This is a genomic window from Ochrobactrum vermis (genome assembly GCF_002975205.1).
In the GTDB taxonomy this organism is placed as follows: Bacteria; Pseudomonadota; Alphaproteobacteria; order Rhizobiales; family Rhizobiaceae; genus Brucella; species Brucella vermis.
Window position 1 is genome coordinate 906206 of record NZ_PCOC01000001.1, and the last position, 14898, is coordinate 921103.

The window sequence follows — 14898 nt, forward strand, 5'->3', positions numbered from 1 at the left end:
ACCAGGCAGGTTCGGTCATGGGAGGTAAAACGGTCACGCGAGCTGATCTGGCAGAGGCTGTTTACCGGAAGGTAGGCCTTTCCAGAACGGAGTCGGCGGCTCTTGTCGAGATGATCCTCGACGAAGTCTGTGACGCTATCGTCAACGGCGAAACCGTGAAATTGTCGTCTTTCGCGACATTTCAGGTTCGCGACAAGAACGAGCGCATTGGCCGTAATCCGAAAACAGGCGAGGAAGTTCCGATTCTTCCTCGTCGTGTGATGACGTTCAAAGCTTCCAACGTTCTCAAGCAGCGTATTCTGCAGGAACACCAGAAGCGCGAAACCAAAAGCCAGAAGTAATGACTGAAATGCTGCCCATTGGGCGGCGTTTTTGTTTTTTGGCATCATCATTGCAAAGCTGACATCGTTTCCGTGCCTGGCCTATGGCCACGCGCGGAGAAGTTGTTTGTTTCAGCCGTCCGGTTCTTGAAGGGCGTGATGATCGCGTTTTGTCCCGGATAGGCCCTGACAGACCAGGAGGCGACCTTGTCGTCTTCCGCTCTGCGTGAAGGGATGCTTATAAAGCTCTGATATTATATAATGGAATTGGCGGAGCGAATCGCTTCGCGGATATTGAAATCTGAGAGGCGATACGTTTCTCAGAAATGGTTTTGTGTTGAACGCCGTCTGGTTTTGAATGACGTTTAAGCAGTGCCTTTTGGCACGCTGGAGATTGTTAACTCCCGTCTCTTAAAATCCGATGGTGACAAGCGCCTTTTATGTAGCAGACGCGTTCGCGTTGGCAACGAGTTTGAACTATCTGGATCGGCAAGGTTGCGCCGTGATGGCGAAACCCGAACCACTGGAAAGGGCAAGTGGAATGGACAAGAGCCCTGATGCATTCAGGACGATCAGCGAAGTAGCGGATGATCTCGATCTTCCGCAGCATGTGCTGCGTTTCTGGGAAACGCGTTTTACCCAGATCAAGCCTATGAAGCGCGGCGGCGGGCGCCGATACTATCGGCCGCTCGATGTCGAATTGCTCAAGGGCATTCGCCATCTGCTCTACGATCAGGGCTATACGATCAAGGGCGTGCAGCGTCTGCTCCGCGAAAACAACGCCCAGTTCATCATCGCGCTTGGTAATGGCGACGTGCAGGCGATTGAGGCGATCACACGCCAGAAGCAGGCTGCTGCCGATAAGCGTGCCGCCGAAGAGGCGGCAGACAATGAAATGGCTCTGCCGAGCGGTATCAAGGCGCCGCAACCGGCTCGCAAGCTCTTTGGTCTGCTGAAGGGCGAGGAAGATGGCCCCATCGGAGCCGACGGAAAGCGGGCTTCGAAGGACAACCGCTCGCTCCTGCAAGAGGCATTGTTCGATCTTCTTGAATGCAAGCGGCTTCTCGACCAGGTGCGTTGACCTGTCTTGGGTTATACGAAAAAAAGGGAGGCTGACGCCTCCCTTTTCTTTTGCGAGCGGGCTCGATCAGGTGGATGAGAGCTTCAATCCGATGATACCGGCAAGAATCAGTGACACGCTTGCGACGCGGAAGAAGGTTGCAGCCTCACCGAGAATGAATATGCCCACCAGAAATGCACCCACCGCACCGATACCGGTCCAGATTGCATAGGCCGTGCCAAGCGGCAGGCTGCGCATGGCGATGGACAGCAGAATGAAGCTGCCGATCATCGTCACGATAGTGATGGCGCTCGGTGTCAGAAGTGAAAACCCTTCCGACTTTTTCATGAAATAGGCCCAGACGACTTCAAGAATTCCGGCCAGTCCCAGATAAATCCATGCCATTTAAATGCTCCCTCATAAGGGTTCTGAACGGGCCGTCCCGTTCGTTGAGGAAGCGGGAAGGTCGTCCTTCCCGCAAAGTCTTTTGTTCAGTGTACCCCCGAAAACCGTTTCACACTTTTCGGGTGCGCTCTATTCGTTTGTTTTTACGCATGTCTTTATCCCGAAACCGGTTCCCACTTTCGGGAGACATGCTCTAGTGCGACGGATGCAGTGCATCGTTGAGATACATGCAGGTCAGCATAGTAAATACGTAAGCCTGAATGACCGCCATCAGCAATTCGAGTGCGGTCAGTGCGACGGTCATTGCAAGCGGCAGCACGGCCGTGACCATGCCGAGCGTTCCAAGGCTGCCCAGCCCGATGACAAAACCTGCAAAGACTTTCAGCGTAATGTGTCCGGCAAGCATGACGGCGAACAGACGAACCGAATGGCTGACCGGACGCGAGATATAGGACATGATTTCGATGGGCACGATGATCGGTGCAAGCACGACTGGCACGCCTGCAGGCATGAACAGCCGGAAAAACCTGAAGCCATGCCGCACGAGACCGTAGATCGTGACCGTCAAAAAGACGAGCATGGCCAGCGCAAATGTTACGATGATGTGGCTCGTTACCGTGAAGGCATACGGGAACATGCCGATCAGATTGGCAAACAGGATGAACAGAAACAGCGAGAAGACGAGGGGGAAGAAGGCCATGCCTTTTTCCCCGGCGTTCTCGCGCAGTGTCTTCGACACGAATTCGTAGAGGATTTCGGCTGAGGACTGCCAGCGCCCCGGAACAACAGCACTCCGGCGGGTCGACAGGAACATGAACGCAGCCGCGCCCAGCACTGTCAGGACCATGAAGAGTGCAGAATTGGTGAAAGCAACCGGCTGGCCGCCGATTTCGCCAAGTTCAACGATGGGCTTGATTGCGAATTGTTCGATCGGCCCTGCCATAGGACACCCTCCTATGGGGCCGTCCCCGAAGCGAACACAGGCACGGGTCGTCCCGCGCGGCCTTGTAAATAGTGATTCTTGAGCAGCGAGGCAAGAGGGGCATCATTGTTATGGTCCAACAGAAACTTGATCACCCATCCCATGTATCAGCGAGCTTTTTCGGGTATCCTGTCGTTCTTACCCATAGATTATGCCGGGAGATCGATCGATGACCATCTCAAGACGTAATTTCATTGTTACAGCATCTGCTGCTGGAGCCGGATTGGCCTTGTCACCTCTGGAGCTCGCCAAGGCAGCAGCCGAAACAGGCAGTCCCAAAGTGCAACCCCCGTCGCAGATAGAAAATCCAGGCTTCCATCGCTTTCAACTTGGTGATTTCGAGATCACCACGCTTTCCGATGGGCGCAGGGCAGGCGAAGCGCCCGAAAAGACATATGCTGTCGATCAGGACCCGAAGGTGGTCGCCGCGCTTCTCGAGGAAAACCTTCTGCCCGCCGACCGTTTCGTCAACAGCTTCACGCCGGTGCTCATCAATACGGGCAAGGAGCTTGTCCTGTTTGACACCGGTATGGGAGCAGGAGCCCGCGAAGCGGGATTGGGAAAATTGACCAGTGCGCTCGAAGCTTCAGGCTACAAGGCTGAAGATCTGTCTCTGGTGGTGCTGAGCCATTTCCATCCCGACCATATCGGTGGATTGATGGAGGGCGGCAAGCCGGCCTTCGCCAATGCGCGTTACGCCGCCGGACAGAAGGAATTCGACTTCTGGACCGATCCAGCCCGGCTCGACAGTCCGGCAAAGACAGTCGCCGAAATGGTGGCCAAGAACGTCAAGCCTCTGGCTGAAAAGATGACCTTCCTGGGCGATGACAGCGAGGTCGTTTCCGGTATTCATTCCGTGGCAGCTTATGGCCATACGCCGGGTCATCTGGCTTTCCGCGTTGAAACGGGCGGCAAATCGCTGATGCTGGTCTCGGATACGGCAAACCATTTCGTGATTACGTTGCAGCGACCCGAATGGCACGTTTCCTTCGATATCGACAAGGAAGCCGCCGTACAGACGCGCAAGCGCATGTTCGACATGATTGCGACCGAAAGGCTTCCGTTCATCGGCTACCATATGCCGTTTCCGGCACTGGCCTATCTCAAGCGGGAAGGCGAAGGCTATCGCTACATCGCTGAAACTTACCAGCTGCGCGAGAAATAGAGCCGGAATACAGTTTAACGCCCCCCGGCAACGTCGATGAATGTTCCGGTTACATAGGCAGGGGCGTCGTTGAGGAGCCAGAAGATGGCTTCCGCGACTTCCTCCGCCTTGCCAGCCCGTCCAACCGGCGTGCTAGCGCCCAATTTGGCCGCACGATCCGGATTGCCGCCACTGGCATGAATGTCGGTATCGATCAGGCCGGGGCGCACTGCATTGACGCGAATGCCCTTTGATGCAAGCTCCTTCGAGAGACCGGTGGTCAGTGTATCGAGGGCACCTTTCGCCCCGGCATAATCCACATATTCAAAGGGTGAGCCAAGTCGCGAGGCCATCGATGAAACAATGACGATGGCACTGTCCGGCTGTAGGCGGCGTGCTGCTTCACGCGCGCACAGATAGGTGCCGTAAACATTCACGTCGAACATGTTTTTCAGACGTTCGGCACTCATGTCCACAAGGGACATGGTTTGCGCCACAATGCCGGCATTCAAAACAACGCCGTTCAGCGGACCGAGTTCGGCTTCGGCCCTGTCGAACATGGCGATGACGTCATGTTCGCTGGATATGTCGCCCCGGACTGCCAGCGCTTTCGCTCCGAGCTTCGTCGCCTCAGCCACGGTCTGCTGTGCAGCCTGTTCGTTCCCCGCATAGTTCAGGGCCACCGACCAGCCTTCCGCCGCGCTGCGCAAAACTGTGGCGCGACCGATGCCGCGGCTGCCACCGGTGATCAGAACGTTCTTCATGCCACTCCTCCATGCAATCCATGGCGGAGCTAATCCGATTTGCACGCATGGTGCAAAGGAAAGATCGTATGAAAATAAAGGTTTGGGGAAGAAAAATGGTCGGAGCGGCGGGATTCGAACCCACGACCCCTTGACCCCCAGTCAAGTGCGCTACCGGGCTGCGCTACGCTCCGAGCCGGGGAAAGCCGTAGATTATAACGTCTTGGCACGCAAGGCCTAATTTCCGGAAACTGACAAATTGCACATGACAATCCTGCGCTGCTGAAAGCTCAGGATCGCGGTGCGAAGAGAATGATGCATGTGCCGGCAAAAGCCGTGCATGCGCCGACCACGTCCCAGCGGTCGGGGCGGGCGCCTTCGGCAAACCAGATCCACAAGATCGACGCGATGATGTAGATGCCGCCATAGGCTGCATAGGCACGACCGGCCACGTTGCTTTCAATGAGCGTCAGCAGATAGGCGAACAATGCCAGACACACCATGCCTGGTGCCAGCCAGAACACTGACTTGTCGAGCTTCAACCATGCCCAGAAGGCAAAACACCCGGCAATTTCAAAGAGGGCTGCGGCGGCGTATATTACGAATTGCAAGATGCTGCTCTCCTGATTGGCCTCTGGGTTTGAGCGAATGCTGATACCTGTATTCCAACCCTGCACAACCCCAGATGATCCCGAAAAGAAGATAAAAGTGTCGCCAGTGATCGGTGTCGATGACGTTGCCGATCAGGACGTGGCCGAGATAGGTCGCGTAGGCAACCAGGAGAAATGGCTGCCACGGGCGATTGCGAAACAGAAGCTTGAAGCCAATTCCGAGTGTCAGAAATGTCAGCGTCAGAAATGCCATGAAGCCGATCCAGCCATAGTCGAGCACGGCTTTGAGCCAGATATTGTGCGTATCCTCGCCGAACATCGGCCCGAACTCGAGCGGACCGATGCCAAGCGGATGCTGTGTTGCAAGGATCATTCCGAGCCAGTGCCGCGCAAAACGTCCGAGCCTCGCACTGTCATAGCTTTGTTCGAGACGCGCGCGCTCGCGGAAAAAATCGCCGACGCCGGGTAGTTGCAGAATAATCAGGATCGCGAGAGCAATCGTTACAATGGCCAGCAGGCCGATCACTATCAGGCGCAGCCGAAAGCGATTACTGTTGTTTTGCAGGAAGAGCACACCGAACAGAATGACGAAGGAGAGCGGAACCATCGCCCACGCCGCACGTGAGAAGGATACCAGAACGCCCAGCGTGAGCACGCAGCAGAACGGCAGGTAGACAGCCACATCGCGCGCACCGCCGCGCATGACGCGGTAAAGCGTCCAGGTCAGCGGCAGTATCAGGAAAGGCCCATAGACGTTGGGATCCTGAAAAGCGCCCTGCGCCCGCCCGTAGCGCGTGAAGATTTCTGCTCCGGGAAAGAGGCCGAGATAGCCTGCAATGCCGAGCAAGGAGGAAAGTGCGCCCACAAGGAGATAGGCGTTGAAGATGGTCTTTAGACACCTGTAATCGGCTTCTATGGCAGCGGCGAAGAACACCGATGTGAAAGCCAGAAAGAGTGAAACTGCGATATAGAGCGGAGCTTTCTTGACGTCCGCCATCTGCATGACCGAAATCAAGCCGCCGAAATTGAACACGGCAAAGAGGGCCAGCAGCACAAGGCTGGAACGGGTCAGCCGCAGTCCGAACAGCAATGCCAGCGCGATCAGACCGGCCATATAAAGTTCATAGGGCGCAGGCTCGCTCATCACAAAGCCGAGCAGAAACACGCCGATGCCGATTGCGGTGTTGGCGATGAGGCGATTGAGCGCGCGTTTGCGCGCTACATCAGCCGGGAGCATCATGGCTGGACGCCGATTGCCGTCAAACCTTTCCGCCACGCTGGTCAATAGGCGTTTTCCGTATTGAGAAGCCGTATCGGTGTCAGGAACAGAATCTTGAGATCAAGCCAGAGCGACCAGTTTTCGATATAGTAGAGGTCGAATTCCGTGCGCATTCGGATCTTGTTTTCATTGTCGATTTCGCCGCGCCAACCGTTGATCTGCGCCCAGCCGGTGACACCGGGCTTTACGCGGTGACGTGCGAAATAGCCATCGACCACCTCGTTGTAAAGCACGTTGTGCGAGTGAGCTGCGACTGCATGCGGACGCGGACCGACAAGTGACAGAGAGCCCGCGAGGACGTTGAAGAACTGTGGCAGCTCGTCGATGGAGGCTTTGCGAATGAAACGCCCGACACGCGTTACGCGAGGATCGTCCTTGATGACAGCTTGTTTGGCGGTCGGGTCGCACATCTCGGTATACATTGACCGGAACTTCCAGACATTGATGACTTCATTGTTGAAGCCGTGTCGCTTCTGCTTGAAGATCACCGGGCCTTTGCTGTTCAGCTTGATGGCGATCGCCGTGCCCAGCATGATTGGCGACAGAAGAACGATGCCCAAAACACTGAATACGACGTCGAAGACGCGTTTGGCGACGGAATCCCAATCGTTGATCGGCTTGTCGAAAATATCCAGCATCGGCACCGCGCCGACATAGGAATAGGAACGCGGGCGGAAGCGCAGGTGATTGTTGAGCGCTGACAGCCGAATGTCGACGGGCAGAACCCATAGCTTCTTGAGCAGAGCCAGCACTCTTGCTTCGGCGCTGATCGGCAGAGACACGATCAGCATATCGATGTGAGCGATGCGCGCGAACTCGATCAATTCGTTGATATTGCCGAGCTTTGGGTAACCCGCAACAATGGGCGGCGAACGCTTGTCGTCACGATCATCGAAGATACCGCAGATGCGAATATCATTGTCGGGCTGCTGTTCCAGCGAACGGATGAGCGCTTCTGCATTGGGACCGCCGCCGACAATGACGGCGCGACGCTCCATGGTGCCGTTGCGTGCCCAGCGCTTGATTTTCCAGGCGATGAAAATGCGCGAGAGCAACAGTAATACGCAAGCGCCAAGCGCCCAGTAAAGGAACCAGCCGCGTGAAAAATCGGACGAAGCCTTCAGCAGAAAACCGGCAATGGCAAGGGTGCCAAGTACTGCAGCCCAACTGATGAAAAGCCGCCGCAGATAGCGGCCGGGACTGCGCAATATATTAATCTGATAGCCGTCGTTGATTTCCATCAGCAGGACGAAAAGCGCGCCGCCGACGACCATGATGAGCGGATAATAGAAGACGAGATGCGTGCGGATGCCGACATAAAGCAGGAAGCTCACAATGCCGGAGAAAAAGACCAGCCCGAACTCCACCATGCGCATGACGCCGCTCAACATCAGCGGCGAAAACGTGTCGCGCTGATATTGTTCGGCCATCTGACGGGCCAGCGGACTGAGTTTCACCGGGCCGCGTGGCTTGGAGTCTTGTCCGGAATCCTGTTTGCTGCTGGCTTCCATGGCTTTGCGGCCAAATGGAGAAAGCCCATTATTATCTCGCACAACATTGCCCCTGATCGTAAAATGACAGCGTAGTAATTAGACCGAGAGTCCTAAGCAGAATATAAACGCTGCATGACAAGCCTTTGACTTAGGTAAACACTCAATTAAACACTTGGCAAACACCCGGTAAACACCCGGCTGAAAGCCGTTACTGTTAGTGATAGCTAAAATAATATGGTTCCTGCCCATACTGCTACAGCATTGGCGGCACGATCCGATACGCGCCAGTTGTCGCAAGGCTAACCGACACGAGGCTTGCCATGTCTGACTATATTGCCTAGGACGGCTATATGAAACCGTTGGAAGATAAAGCTGCAAGCGGCATTTCGCCGTTGGACTGTTCGGCACATATTGCCGCCAACAGAGCCGCGCTCTTCCCACTCCTGATCGGCACCAGATCGGACGATGTCATGGGGTTGCTGCGCGCCTGACCGCACAGCGACCCAAAAAATCCTGATGAGAGCAATTCACGCTGCGACCTTGCACGGTCGCATTAACTGTTTGTTTTGATGCGCCTTATCCGAACGGGTTTCAGCCTCTTCGGAGGGCGCTTTAGGGTTGATCATGACTATTTGGGCCGAACTGGCTAGAGCGGGCAATCTTGCCGGCGATGAAATTCTGTTGCGAAAACGCGACTACATCTACGAAATTCGCTACAACGGCCTGGAATTGATGTCCAACGTCAATTTCCAGTCCGAGACGGTACTGGCCGAAAGATCGCTTCGCCTTCATGGACGGCAGGTGTCGCACATGCTTATCGGCGGACTTGGCATGGGCTTCACGCTTCGGGCTGCGCTCGATTTACTCGGATCTGATGCCAGGGTGACGGTTTGCGAGCTTGTGCCGGAAATCGTGGACTGGAACCGGACCCATATCGGTCATCTTGCCGACCATCCGCTGAATGATCCGCGTGTCGATGTTCAGGTCGCCGACGTGATGGATGTCCTTCGCGCCGAGCCGGGTCGTTACGACGCCATATTGATGGATACGGATAACGGGCCGGATTTTACCGTCCGCGCGGCCAATGGAGCCATCTATGAAGATGATGGTCTGCGGCTGGTAAAAAGGGCGCTGAAGCCGAACGGCATTGCCGCTTTCTGGTCTGCAACCATATCCGATCCGTTCGAAGACAAGCTCGACATGCTGCCCTGGCAATGGCAACGCGAGGATATCTCGCTCATCGGCGGGCGTGCCGATGCGTTCCACTATATCTATTTTGCGGCGCGTGGCGGATTCCGGTCACGGTTCGAAAGGGCGGTATCCGCGTCCGAACCCTTCGCTGCAATGGCAGGCTGATCAGGTGAGGATAGTACCGGTCATTCTTCCGGTACTGCCCGGTCCGGATGCGCCTCGTAATAGATCGTCTCGATCGAGTGCGCCATGGATTGGAGGCCGAAACGCTCATGCAGCCGGATCACATCGGGCATCGCGGGGTGAAACGCCGCTAGATCAGCGGCAACGCTCAGCATCTTGTTTGCAAGCGCCTCGTCCTCTGGCTCTACCAGCGCCGGGGAACGAGGCCCGAATATTTCAGGAATGCCGCCGACATTGCTGGCGATGACCGGCTTTCCGGCGGCGAGCGCCTCCAGAACGATATAGGGGAATGCTTCGGCGCGCGATGGAACCACCATCACTTGCCCTAGGGTGAAGGCTTCTCGCGCCGCCATTCCGGGCAGGAATCTGATTTGTCCAGAAACTCCAAGCTCGTCGGCAAGGGCAATAAAACCGGGCTTTTCCGCGCCGTCTCCCACCATGGTTGCAGTGAAATTGCGCTGGCTCTGGTCACGCAGGCGGGCGAGGGCGCGGATCAGCAGGTCCGGTCCCTTTAACTCGCGCATGGTGCCGACAAAGAGAAAGTCGCTGGCGTCGGGCGCGTTGGCGACAGGTATAAATTCTTCTTCCGCAAGGCCGTTATAAACGACGGCATGGAGGCCATAGGGCCGTCCTACCTTTTCTTCATAGATACGCTTTTCGAAGTTGGAAACGAACATCACCGCGTCGGTCATGGGGGCCAGCATTCTCTCGACCAGAAAGACGACACCACCGCGGCGTGTCTTCCGGTCGAAATGCAGGCTACCGCCATGCGGTGAATAGATACGGGCTACGCGAGACTTAAATACCCGTAAGACTGAGCCGAACAATCGCGCATAGACGCCGCCTTTGGCGCCATGTCCGTGCAATATGTCCGGCCGCAATTTCTTGATGATGCGATATGCTTTGAATGCTGCCGCTGCGTCGCCCAGTCCGATGTGGCGCTGCATGGCAATGCGATGAAGGCCGAGCGCGAGCTTTGGCCGTAATTCTTCCAGAAGCGCGTCTTCACGCGGGCCACCGGTCGTTGCATCGCAGACGATGCCGACTGCATGACCTGTTTCCGCTTGCAGGCCCACGAGATCGCGAACGTGGCGGAAGAGCCCACCGGTCGGTTCGCGGAAACAGTGGACGATACGCAGTGGAGAGGCATTGGTGTCATCAGCCATCAATCGCCATCAGAACAGACGTTCGCGCACATAGATCGTGTCGCCCGGCAGGATAGGATCGGAAATCAGCACGCGGCCAGTCAGAACCTTGCCATTGAACTGGCGTGTGATGTCGATATTCTCCTGATTGGCGCGCGGGCTGAAACCGCCCGCAGCGGCGATTGCCTTCTGCGCGGTCATGCCCGGAACATAGGAATACTGGCCAGCGGCACCCACTTCACCCATCACGAAGATCGGGCGGTAGCGGTCGATTTCAGCACTGACGTCAGGATCGCGCAGATAGCCGCCCCGCAGCTTGGATGCAATGAGGCCCTCTAGCTGCTTGGATGTCTTGCCACGCGCCGGAATGCTGCCGACAAGCGGGAAGGCGATATAGCCGGCCTGATCGACGCTATATGTGTTGGTGAGGCTCGGTTGCTCGAAAACCGTGATGCGCACGCGGTCGCCTGCATCCAGCATGTAAGGCTGGTTCAGCGCCTCATGGAAAGCGGGCGGGGCAGGCCGATAGCTGGAGCAGGCGGAAAGCGTCATGGCGGCAAGGCCGAGTGCCACGAGCAGAGCGTGGCCTTTGCGCTTGTTGTGAATTGTCTTCGCCGTCATCATCCGCCTCGGTTCTTCCGAAAAGCAATATTTCTTACGAACGCAATCGACGCGGTACAGGCAGCGCGATTACGAATATCGGTTGCAAGCGTTATCGATTGATTAGGGTTAATGGCTGGTAAAGAAGACAGGGTTCGGCGCAAAATCTTTATGCCTCGCCGATAATTGGGAACTTATCCTGCTTAACCCTCTGGTTACCTTGTTCCTTTACCTTCCGGCCAGATTCGGGGGTGCATTACCCCACGCGGGCGAGAGCGATCACGCGCGCAAGCGCACTCGCGAAGTCCATGGAGAATGGGGAATGGCAGAAGTCGATCCGTTATCAAGGGACGCAGATATTGATATCGGCGCGCTGTTCGCAAGCCTGCGCCGTCACTGGCTGTTCATTGTCGCTGGCGCGCTTCTCATGGCTGCGTTCGCATGGACTGTCTGCCTTCTTCTGACACCGGATTATCGCGCTGAAGCCCGCATTATGATCGAGGCTCGCGAATCCATCTATACCCGTCCCAACGGTGAAACTGCTGCGGAGCGGCCGGTATTCGATGCCGAAGGCGTGAAGAGCCAGGTCGAGGTGTTCTCCTCCGGTGATCTTCTCAAGAAAGTTTCCGACGAACTCAAGCTGACGGGCAACGAAGCCTTCACGACGACGGAAGTCAAGCCGTGGACCCGCGTTCTCATCATGCTCGGCATGCGCACCGACCCCGCCAAGCTTTCTCCAGAAGAACGTGTCTTGCTGAAGCTGCGCAAGAACATGCAGGCTTTCGCTGTGACCGCTTCGCGCGTCATCGTAGTGCAGTACACGTCGGCAAATCCCGAGACGGCAAAAAACGTCGCCAATGCGCTTGCCAGTCAGTACATCCTATTTCAGCAGGCTGCGAAGCTGGAGTCGAACGATGATGCCACCGGCTGGCTTGCCCCTGAAATAGACGATCTGCGCAATCGCGTTCGCGATGCGGAAAAGAAGGTTGCGGATTATCGTGCTTCGCGCGGGCTTCTGACCGGGCAGAGCAACAGCACCATTGCGACACAGCAGCTCTCGGAAGTCTCCACCGAACTTACGCGGGTCCGCACCAGCCGCGCTTCGGCAGAAGCCAAAGCGGAAAGCATTCGTAAAGCGCTCGCCTCGGGTGCCTCCATCGACACGCTGCCGGATGTTATCGCTTCCGGTATGATGCAGCGCCTTGCTGAAAGGCGTATTCAGCTCAATGCCCAGATTGCTGATCTTTCCACGACGCTTCTGGAAGGCCATCCGCGTATCAAGGCGCTGCGCTCGCAGCTTGCCGACCTCGACCAGCAGATCAGGATCGAAGGCCGCAAGCTCGTTGCAAGTCTCGATAATGAAGTCTCCGCAGCAAAGCTTCGCGAGGACGAACTCAATCGCGAGCTTAACCGCGTGAAGGCACAGGCGGCGCAGGCGGGCGATCAGGAAGTGGAGCTGCGTGCATTGGAGCGTGAGGCGACGGCACAGCGCCAGCTTCTGGAAACCTATCTGACACGCTATCGTGAAGCCGCCTCGCGAACCGACCGCAATTATGTGCCGGTCGATGCCCGGGTTTTTTCTTCTGCTGAAGCACCTGCAGTGCCCTATTATCCGATGATACTGCCGATTGTCGGTTCGACCTTCGCGGCTGGCCTGCTGTTGCTGTCGATTTTCGTTCTCCTGCGTGAATTGTTCAGCGGACGTGCATTTGTGACTGCGGATGGCCAAAGGGTTGCGGCGGTCGAGGAAATCGAAATGCCGGTCATTGCCGCCGCCGCTGAAGCCGCTGCCGTACCGCCATCGAGATCTGAACGTATTGACGCTGTTTCCGAGGAAACAATTGTGGCACCCCGCCGTTCATGGACTATGCCGTTTGCGGCGAAGTCGCCAGTTTTCGAGACAAGGAAATCCGTGGAGGAGTTTCCCGTGATAAAGCAAGGTGAGATCAAGCAGCGCGAAACGAGACAGCGCAATCCCAATGGCGTGGAGGCTGTTGCCGATCTGCTCGCCGGTGGAAAGTTGAAGCGCATTGTGGTCGTCTCTCCCGAGGGCGATAAGGCATCGGCGGGAACGGTGCGTTTGCTACGTGAATTCGCCGACCGCGGCAAACGTGCAATTCTCGTGGATATGACCGCACAGGGAACTGTTGGCCTTGCCATGCTGGACGGCACGCATCTACCCGGTATTACCGAGCTTTTGACCGGCGAGCGCCGCTTCAACGAGGTCATTCACAGTGACCGGTTCTCGCAGGCCCATGTCGTTCCGCTGGGCGAGGCCGACCCTGAATTCGCCATGCGCTCTGCCGATCGCCTGCCTCTCATCCTCGACGCATTGGAAACGGTCTACGATTTTGTCGTGGTGGAATGCGGTCCGTCATCTTCGGAGCAGATTCGACGCATTGCCGATGGGCCCGCCTCTGTCGTGATGAGCATCGTCGATCCGGATGACAAGGGCGTTGCGCTGGCTGCCCTCGACCTCGATCAAGGTGGCTATGAAGACGTCGTCATTTTGATGGATGAAACCGCCTGACTGCAAAATGCGATTCTGGAACAATGCTTTGAGCCGTGTTCCTGAATCAGATTGCTAACGGCTTCTACCTTTTTGCGAACCTGCTGCGCAGCGTCTTGGCAAGGCTCCACAGACGTGGGTTACGCTTGAGACTTCCGGCAACCGCATTACGGGCTGATTGAAGCGCTGTGAAAAGCTTGCCCTTGGCGGACAGCGGCACCAGCGTGTCATAGATCTTGAGCTCGATGTCGCACCACTCGCGCTTGTACGGCTCGTCACCGATACCGAAGCTGTAGATGGGACGACCGTCGTCGCAACTGCGCCTGATATCCTCGAAGAAGAGAAACTCACCCGGACTTGCCGTCATCAGCTCGTCTTCTGCGATGGCAGCAAACTCGACGGTAGGGCCTGTATAGCTGAACAGCTTTCCGATGATCGAACGTATGGTTCCGCCAACTTCGAGAAAGCGCAGTTCGCTCACGTCCTGCCCCTTCGCCACTCCGTCGCCGAAGAAGACTTTGAAGAAATTGCGCACATTCCCGTCGCCGAAAGGATCACGGATCCCCATCTGCCGGAAACGCTGGGCCTTCATCGCAAAATAGAGATCGAGAATGGCATCGGATTCCGCACGGTTCTGAGGACCGGCAATTCTCCAGCCACCGCATTCTTCGTATCGGCGACTGTGCTGGCGATGCTTTTTCAGTTTGCGCTTGCGATTGCCGCGATCAAGTACGGCATCGAAACCGCCACCGAGCGAGGCGGAAAGAACCGGATTTGGATTGGGAACTTTTCCGAGAGCAAGCAGCGGATTGACTGCGCCTTGCAGTTGGGCCAGTTGCCGTGTCAGCGAGAGCGCATCTATATCGAGCCGCCCCTTGCGAATTGCATCGATCAGCAGGCGAACCGCGCTTCGTTCGATGTCCGCACCACGGTCTTTCATCAGCCAGGGGAAATTGCAATTGGCATGGCTTCCGCCGGGATAGCGCGCAATTTTCGCGCCGTTGTGGCTGATGACTTCCAACGGCACAAGCAGAATTGGACCATCACCGTCAAAAAGCCCGACGACAAAACTGTCAGCATTGACGATTGCACGCCAATTATCGATCCATGCGAGCGATTGTGGCGCACCATGAATAGCCGCGCCAGTTTCCCAGAGCTCGCCGATCTCGCTGAAATTCGTCAGAATGCGCGCTGCAACTTTGCCCGCCATCGTCTGCAGCATCCTTGAATGGG

General features: G+C 56.5%; 15 protein-coding genes and 1 tRNA gene. 6 read left to right on the forward strand and 10 right to left on the reverse strand.

All coding sequences use genetic code 11. The features are described 5' to 3' along the window. Positions 1-17 precede the first annotated feature (17 nt). Together CQZ93_RS04375 and CQZ93_RS04380 are read left to right on the forward strand one after the other, a co-directional pair. Positions 18-341 (forward strand): integration host factor subunit alpha, encoded by a 324-nt coding sequence (locus CQZ93_RS04375; protein ID WP_010661102.1) that lies wholly within the window; start codon positions 18-20, stop codon positions 339-341. A 520-nt stretch (positions 342-861) separates the two neighbouring features. Continuing rightward, a complete protein-coding gene (locus CQZ93_RS04380) occupies positions 862-1401 on the forward strand; it encodes a MerR family transcriptional regulator (RefSeq protein ID WP_105543171.1) in 540 nt (179 codons plus the stop codon). Positions 1402-1467: 66 nt separating this feature from the next. On the opposite strand, the gene sugE is transcribed toward CQZ93_RS04380, so the two are convergent. Continuing rightward, positions 1468-1785: a quaternary ammonium compound efflux SMR transporter SugE gene (gene sugE / locus CQZ93_RS04385; protein WP_105541503.1), complete on the reverse strand. Its 318-nt coding sequence runs from the start codon at positions 1783-1785 to the stop codon at positions 1468-1470. Between the two features lie 193 nt (positions 1786-1978). Continuing rightward, complete coding sequence (locus CQZ93_RS04390) at positions 1979-2728, reverse strand: F0F1 ATP synthase subunit A (RefSeq protein WP_105541504.1); 750 nt, start codon at positions 2726-2728, stop codon at positions 1979-1981. Positions 2729-2936: 208 nt separating this feature from the next. Between CQZ93_RS04390 and CQZ93_RS04395 the strand changes: the two genes are divergently transcribed. Continuing rightward, positions 2937-3932, forward strand: coding sequence for an MBL fold metallo-hydrolase (locus CQZ93_RS04395; protein ID WP_105541505.1), 996 nt, complete (start codon positions 2937-2939; stop codon positions 3930-3932). A 14-nt stretch (positions 3933-3946) separates the two neighbouring features. Here the strand turns inward: CQZ93_RS04395 and CQZ93_RS04400 are convergent, their stop codons facing one another. The 5 genes from CQZ93_RS04400 to CQZ93_RS04420 all read right to left on the reverse strand — a co-directional run bounded on the left by CQZ93_RS04400 (position 3947) and on the right by CQZ93_RS04420 (position 8055). Further along, on the reverse strand, positions 3947-4675 hold the full coding sequence (locus tag CQZ93_RS04400; RefSeq protein WP_105541506.1) for an SDR family oxidoreductase: 729 nt from the start codon (positions 4673-4675) through the stop codon (positions 3947-3949). 96 nt (positions 4676-4771) lie between these two features. Further along, positions 4772-4848, reverse strand: a tRNA-Pro gene (locus CQZ93_RS04405). Between the two features lie 96 nt (positions 4849-4944). Beyond that, the gene (locus tag CQZ93_RS04410; protein WP_105541507.1) at positions 4945-5265 is read right to left on the reverse strand and encodes a YnfA family protein; all 321 of its coding nucleotides are present in this window, start codon (positions 5263-5265) and stop codon (positions 4945-4947) included. Then, positions 5228-6502 (reverse strand): O-antigen ligase family protein, encoded by a 1275-nt coding sequence (locus CQZ93_RS04415; protein ID WP_286153427.1) that lies wholly within the window; start codon positions 6500-6502, stop codon positions 5228-5230. Before CQZ93_RS04415 ends, CQZ93_RS04410 begins: the two co-directional genes overlap by 38 nt. 44 nt (positions 6503-6546) lie before the next feature. Further along, positions 6547-8055 carry an undecaprenyl-phosphate glucose phosphotransferase gene (locus CQZ93_RS04420; RefSeq protein ID WP_181153368.1) on the reverse strand — a complete coding sequence of 503 codons (1509 nt, stop codon included), beginning with the start codon at positions 8053-8055 and terminating at the stop codon, positions 6547-6549. A gap of 332 nt (positions 8056-8387) precedes the next feature. Between CQZ93_RS04420 and CQZ93_RS26555 the strand changes: the two genes are divergently transcribed. Both CQZ93_RS26555 and CQZ93_RS04425 read left to right on the forward strand, forming a co-directional pair. Beyond that, the gene (locus CQZ93_RS26555) at positions 8388-8528 is read left to right on the forward strand and encodes a hypothetical protein (protein ID WP_181153308.1); all 141 of its coding nucleotides are present in this window, start codon (positions 8388-8390) and stop codon (positions 8526-8528) included. Positions 8529-8661: 133 nt separating this feature from the next. Next, complete coding sequence (locus CQZ93_RS04425; protein ID WP_105541510.1) at positions 8662-9393, forward strand: spermidine synthase; 732 nt, start codon at positions 8662-8664, stop codon at positions 9391-9393. Positions 9394-9413: 20 nt separating this feature from the next. On the opposite strand, the gene CQZ93_RS04430 is transcribed toward CQZ93_RS04425, so the two are convergent. Beyond that, positions 9414-10577 (reverse strand): glycosyltransferase, encoded by a 1164-nt coding sequence (locus CQZ93_RS04430; RefSeq protein ID WP_105541511.1) that lies wholly within the window; start codon positions 10575-10577, stop codon positions 9414-9416. Between the two features lie 9 nt (positions 10578-10586). Beyond that, positions 10587-11177 (reverse strand): polysaccharide biosynthesis/export family protein, encoded by a 591-nt coding sequence (locus CQZ93_RS04435; RefSeq protein WP_105543172.1) that lies wholly within the window; start codon positions 11175-11177, stop codon positions 10587-10589. 301 nt (positions 11178-11478) lie between these two features. On the opposite strand from CQZ93_RS04435, the gene CQZ93_RS04440 reads away from it, so the two are divergent. Continuing rightward, on the forward strand, positions 11479-13686 hold the full coding sequence (locus CQZ93_RS04440) for a GumC family protein (protein ID WP_105541512.1): 2208 nt from the start codon (positions 11479-11481) through the stop codon (positions 13684-13686). Between the two features lie 64 nt (positions 13687-13750). Here the strand turns inward: CQZ93_RS04440 and CQZ93_RS04445 are convergent, their stop codons facing one another. Beyond that, positions 13751-14875 carry a GNAT family N-acetyltransferase gene (locus CQZ93_RS04445; RefSeq protein ID WP_105543173.1) on the reverse strand — a complete coding sequence of 375 codons (1125 nt, stop codon included), beginning with the start codon at positions 14873-14875 and terminating at the stop codon, positions 13751-13753. Positions 14876-14898: the final 23 nt, after the last annotated feature.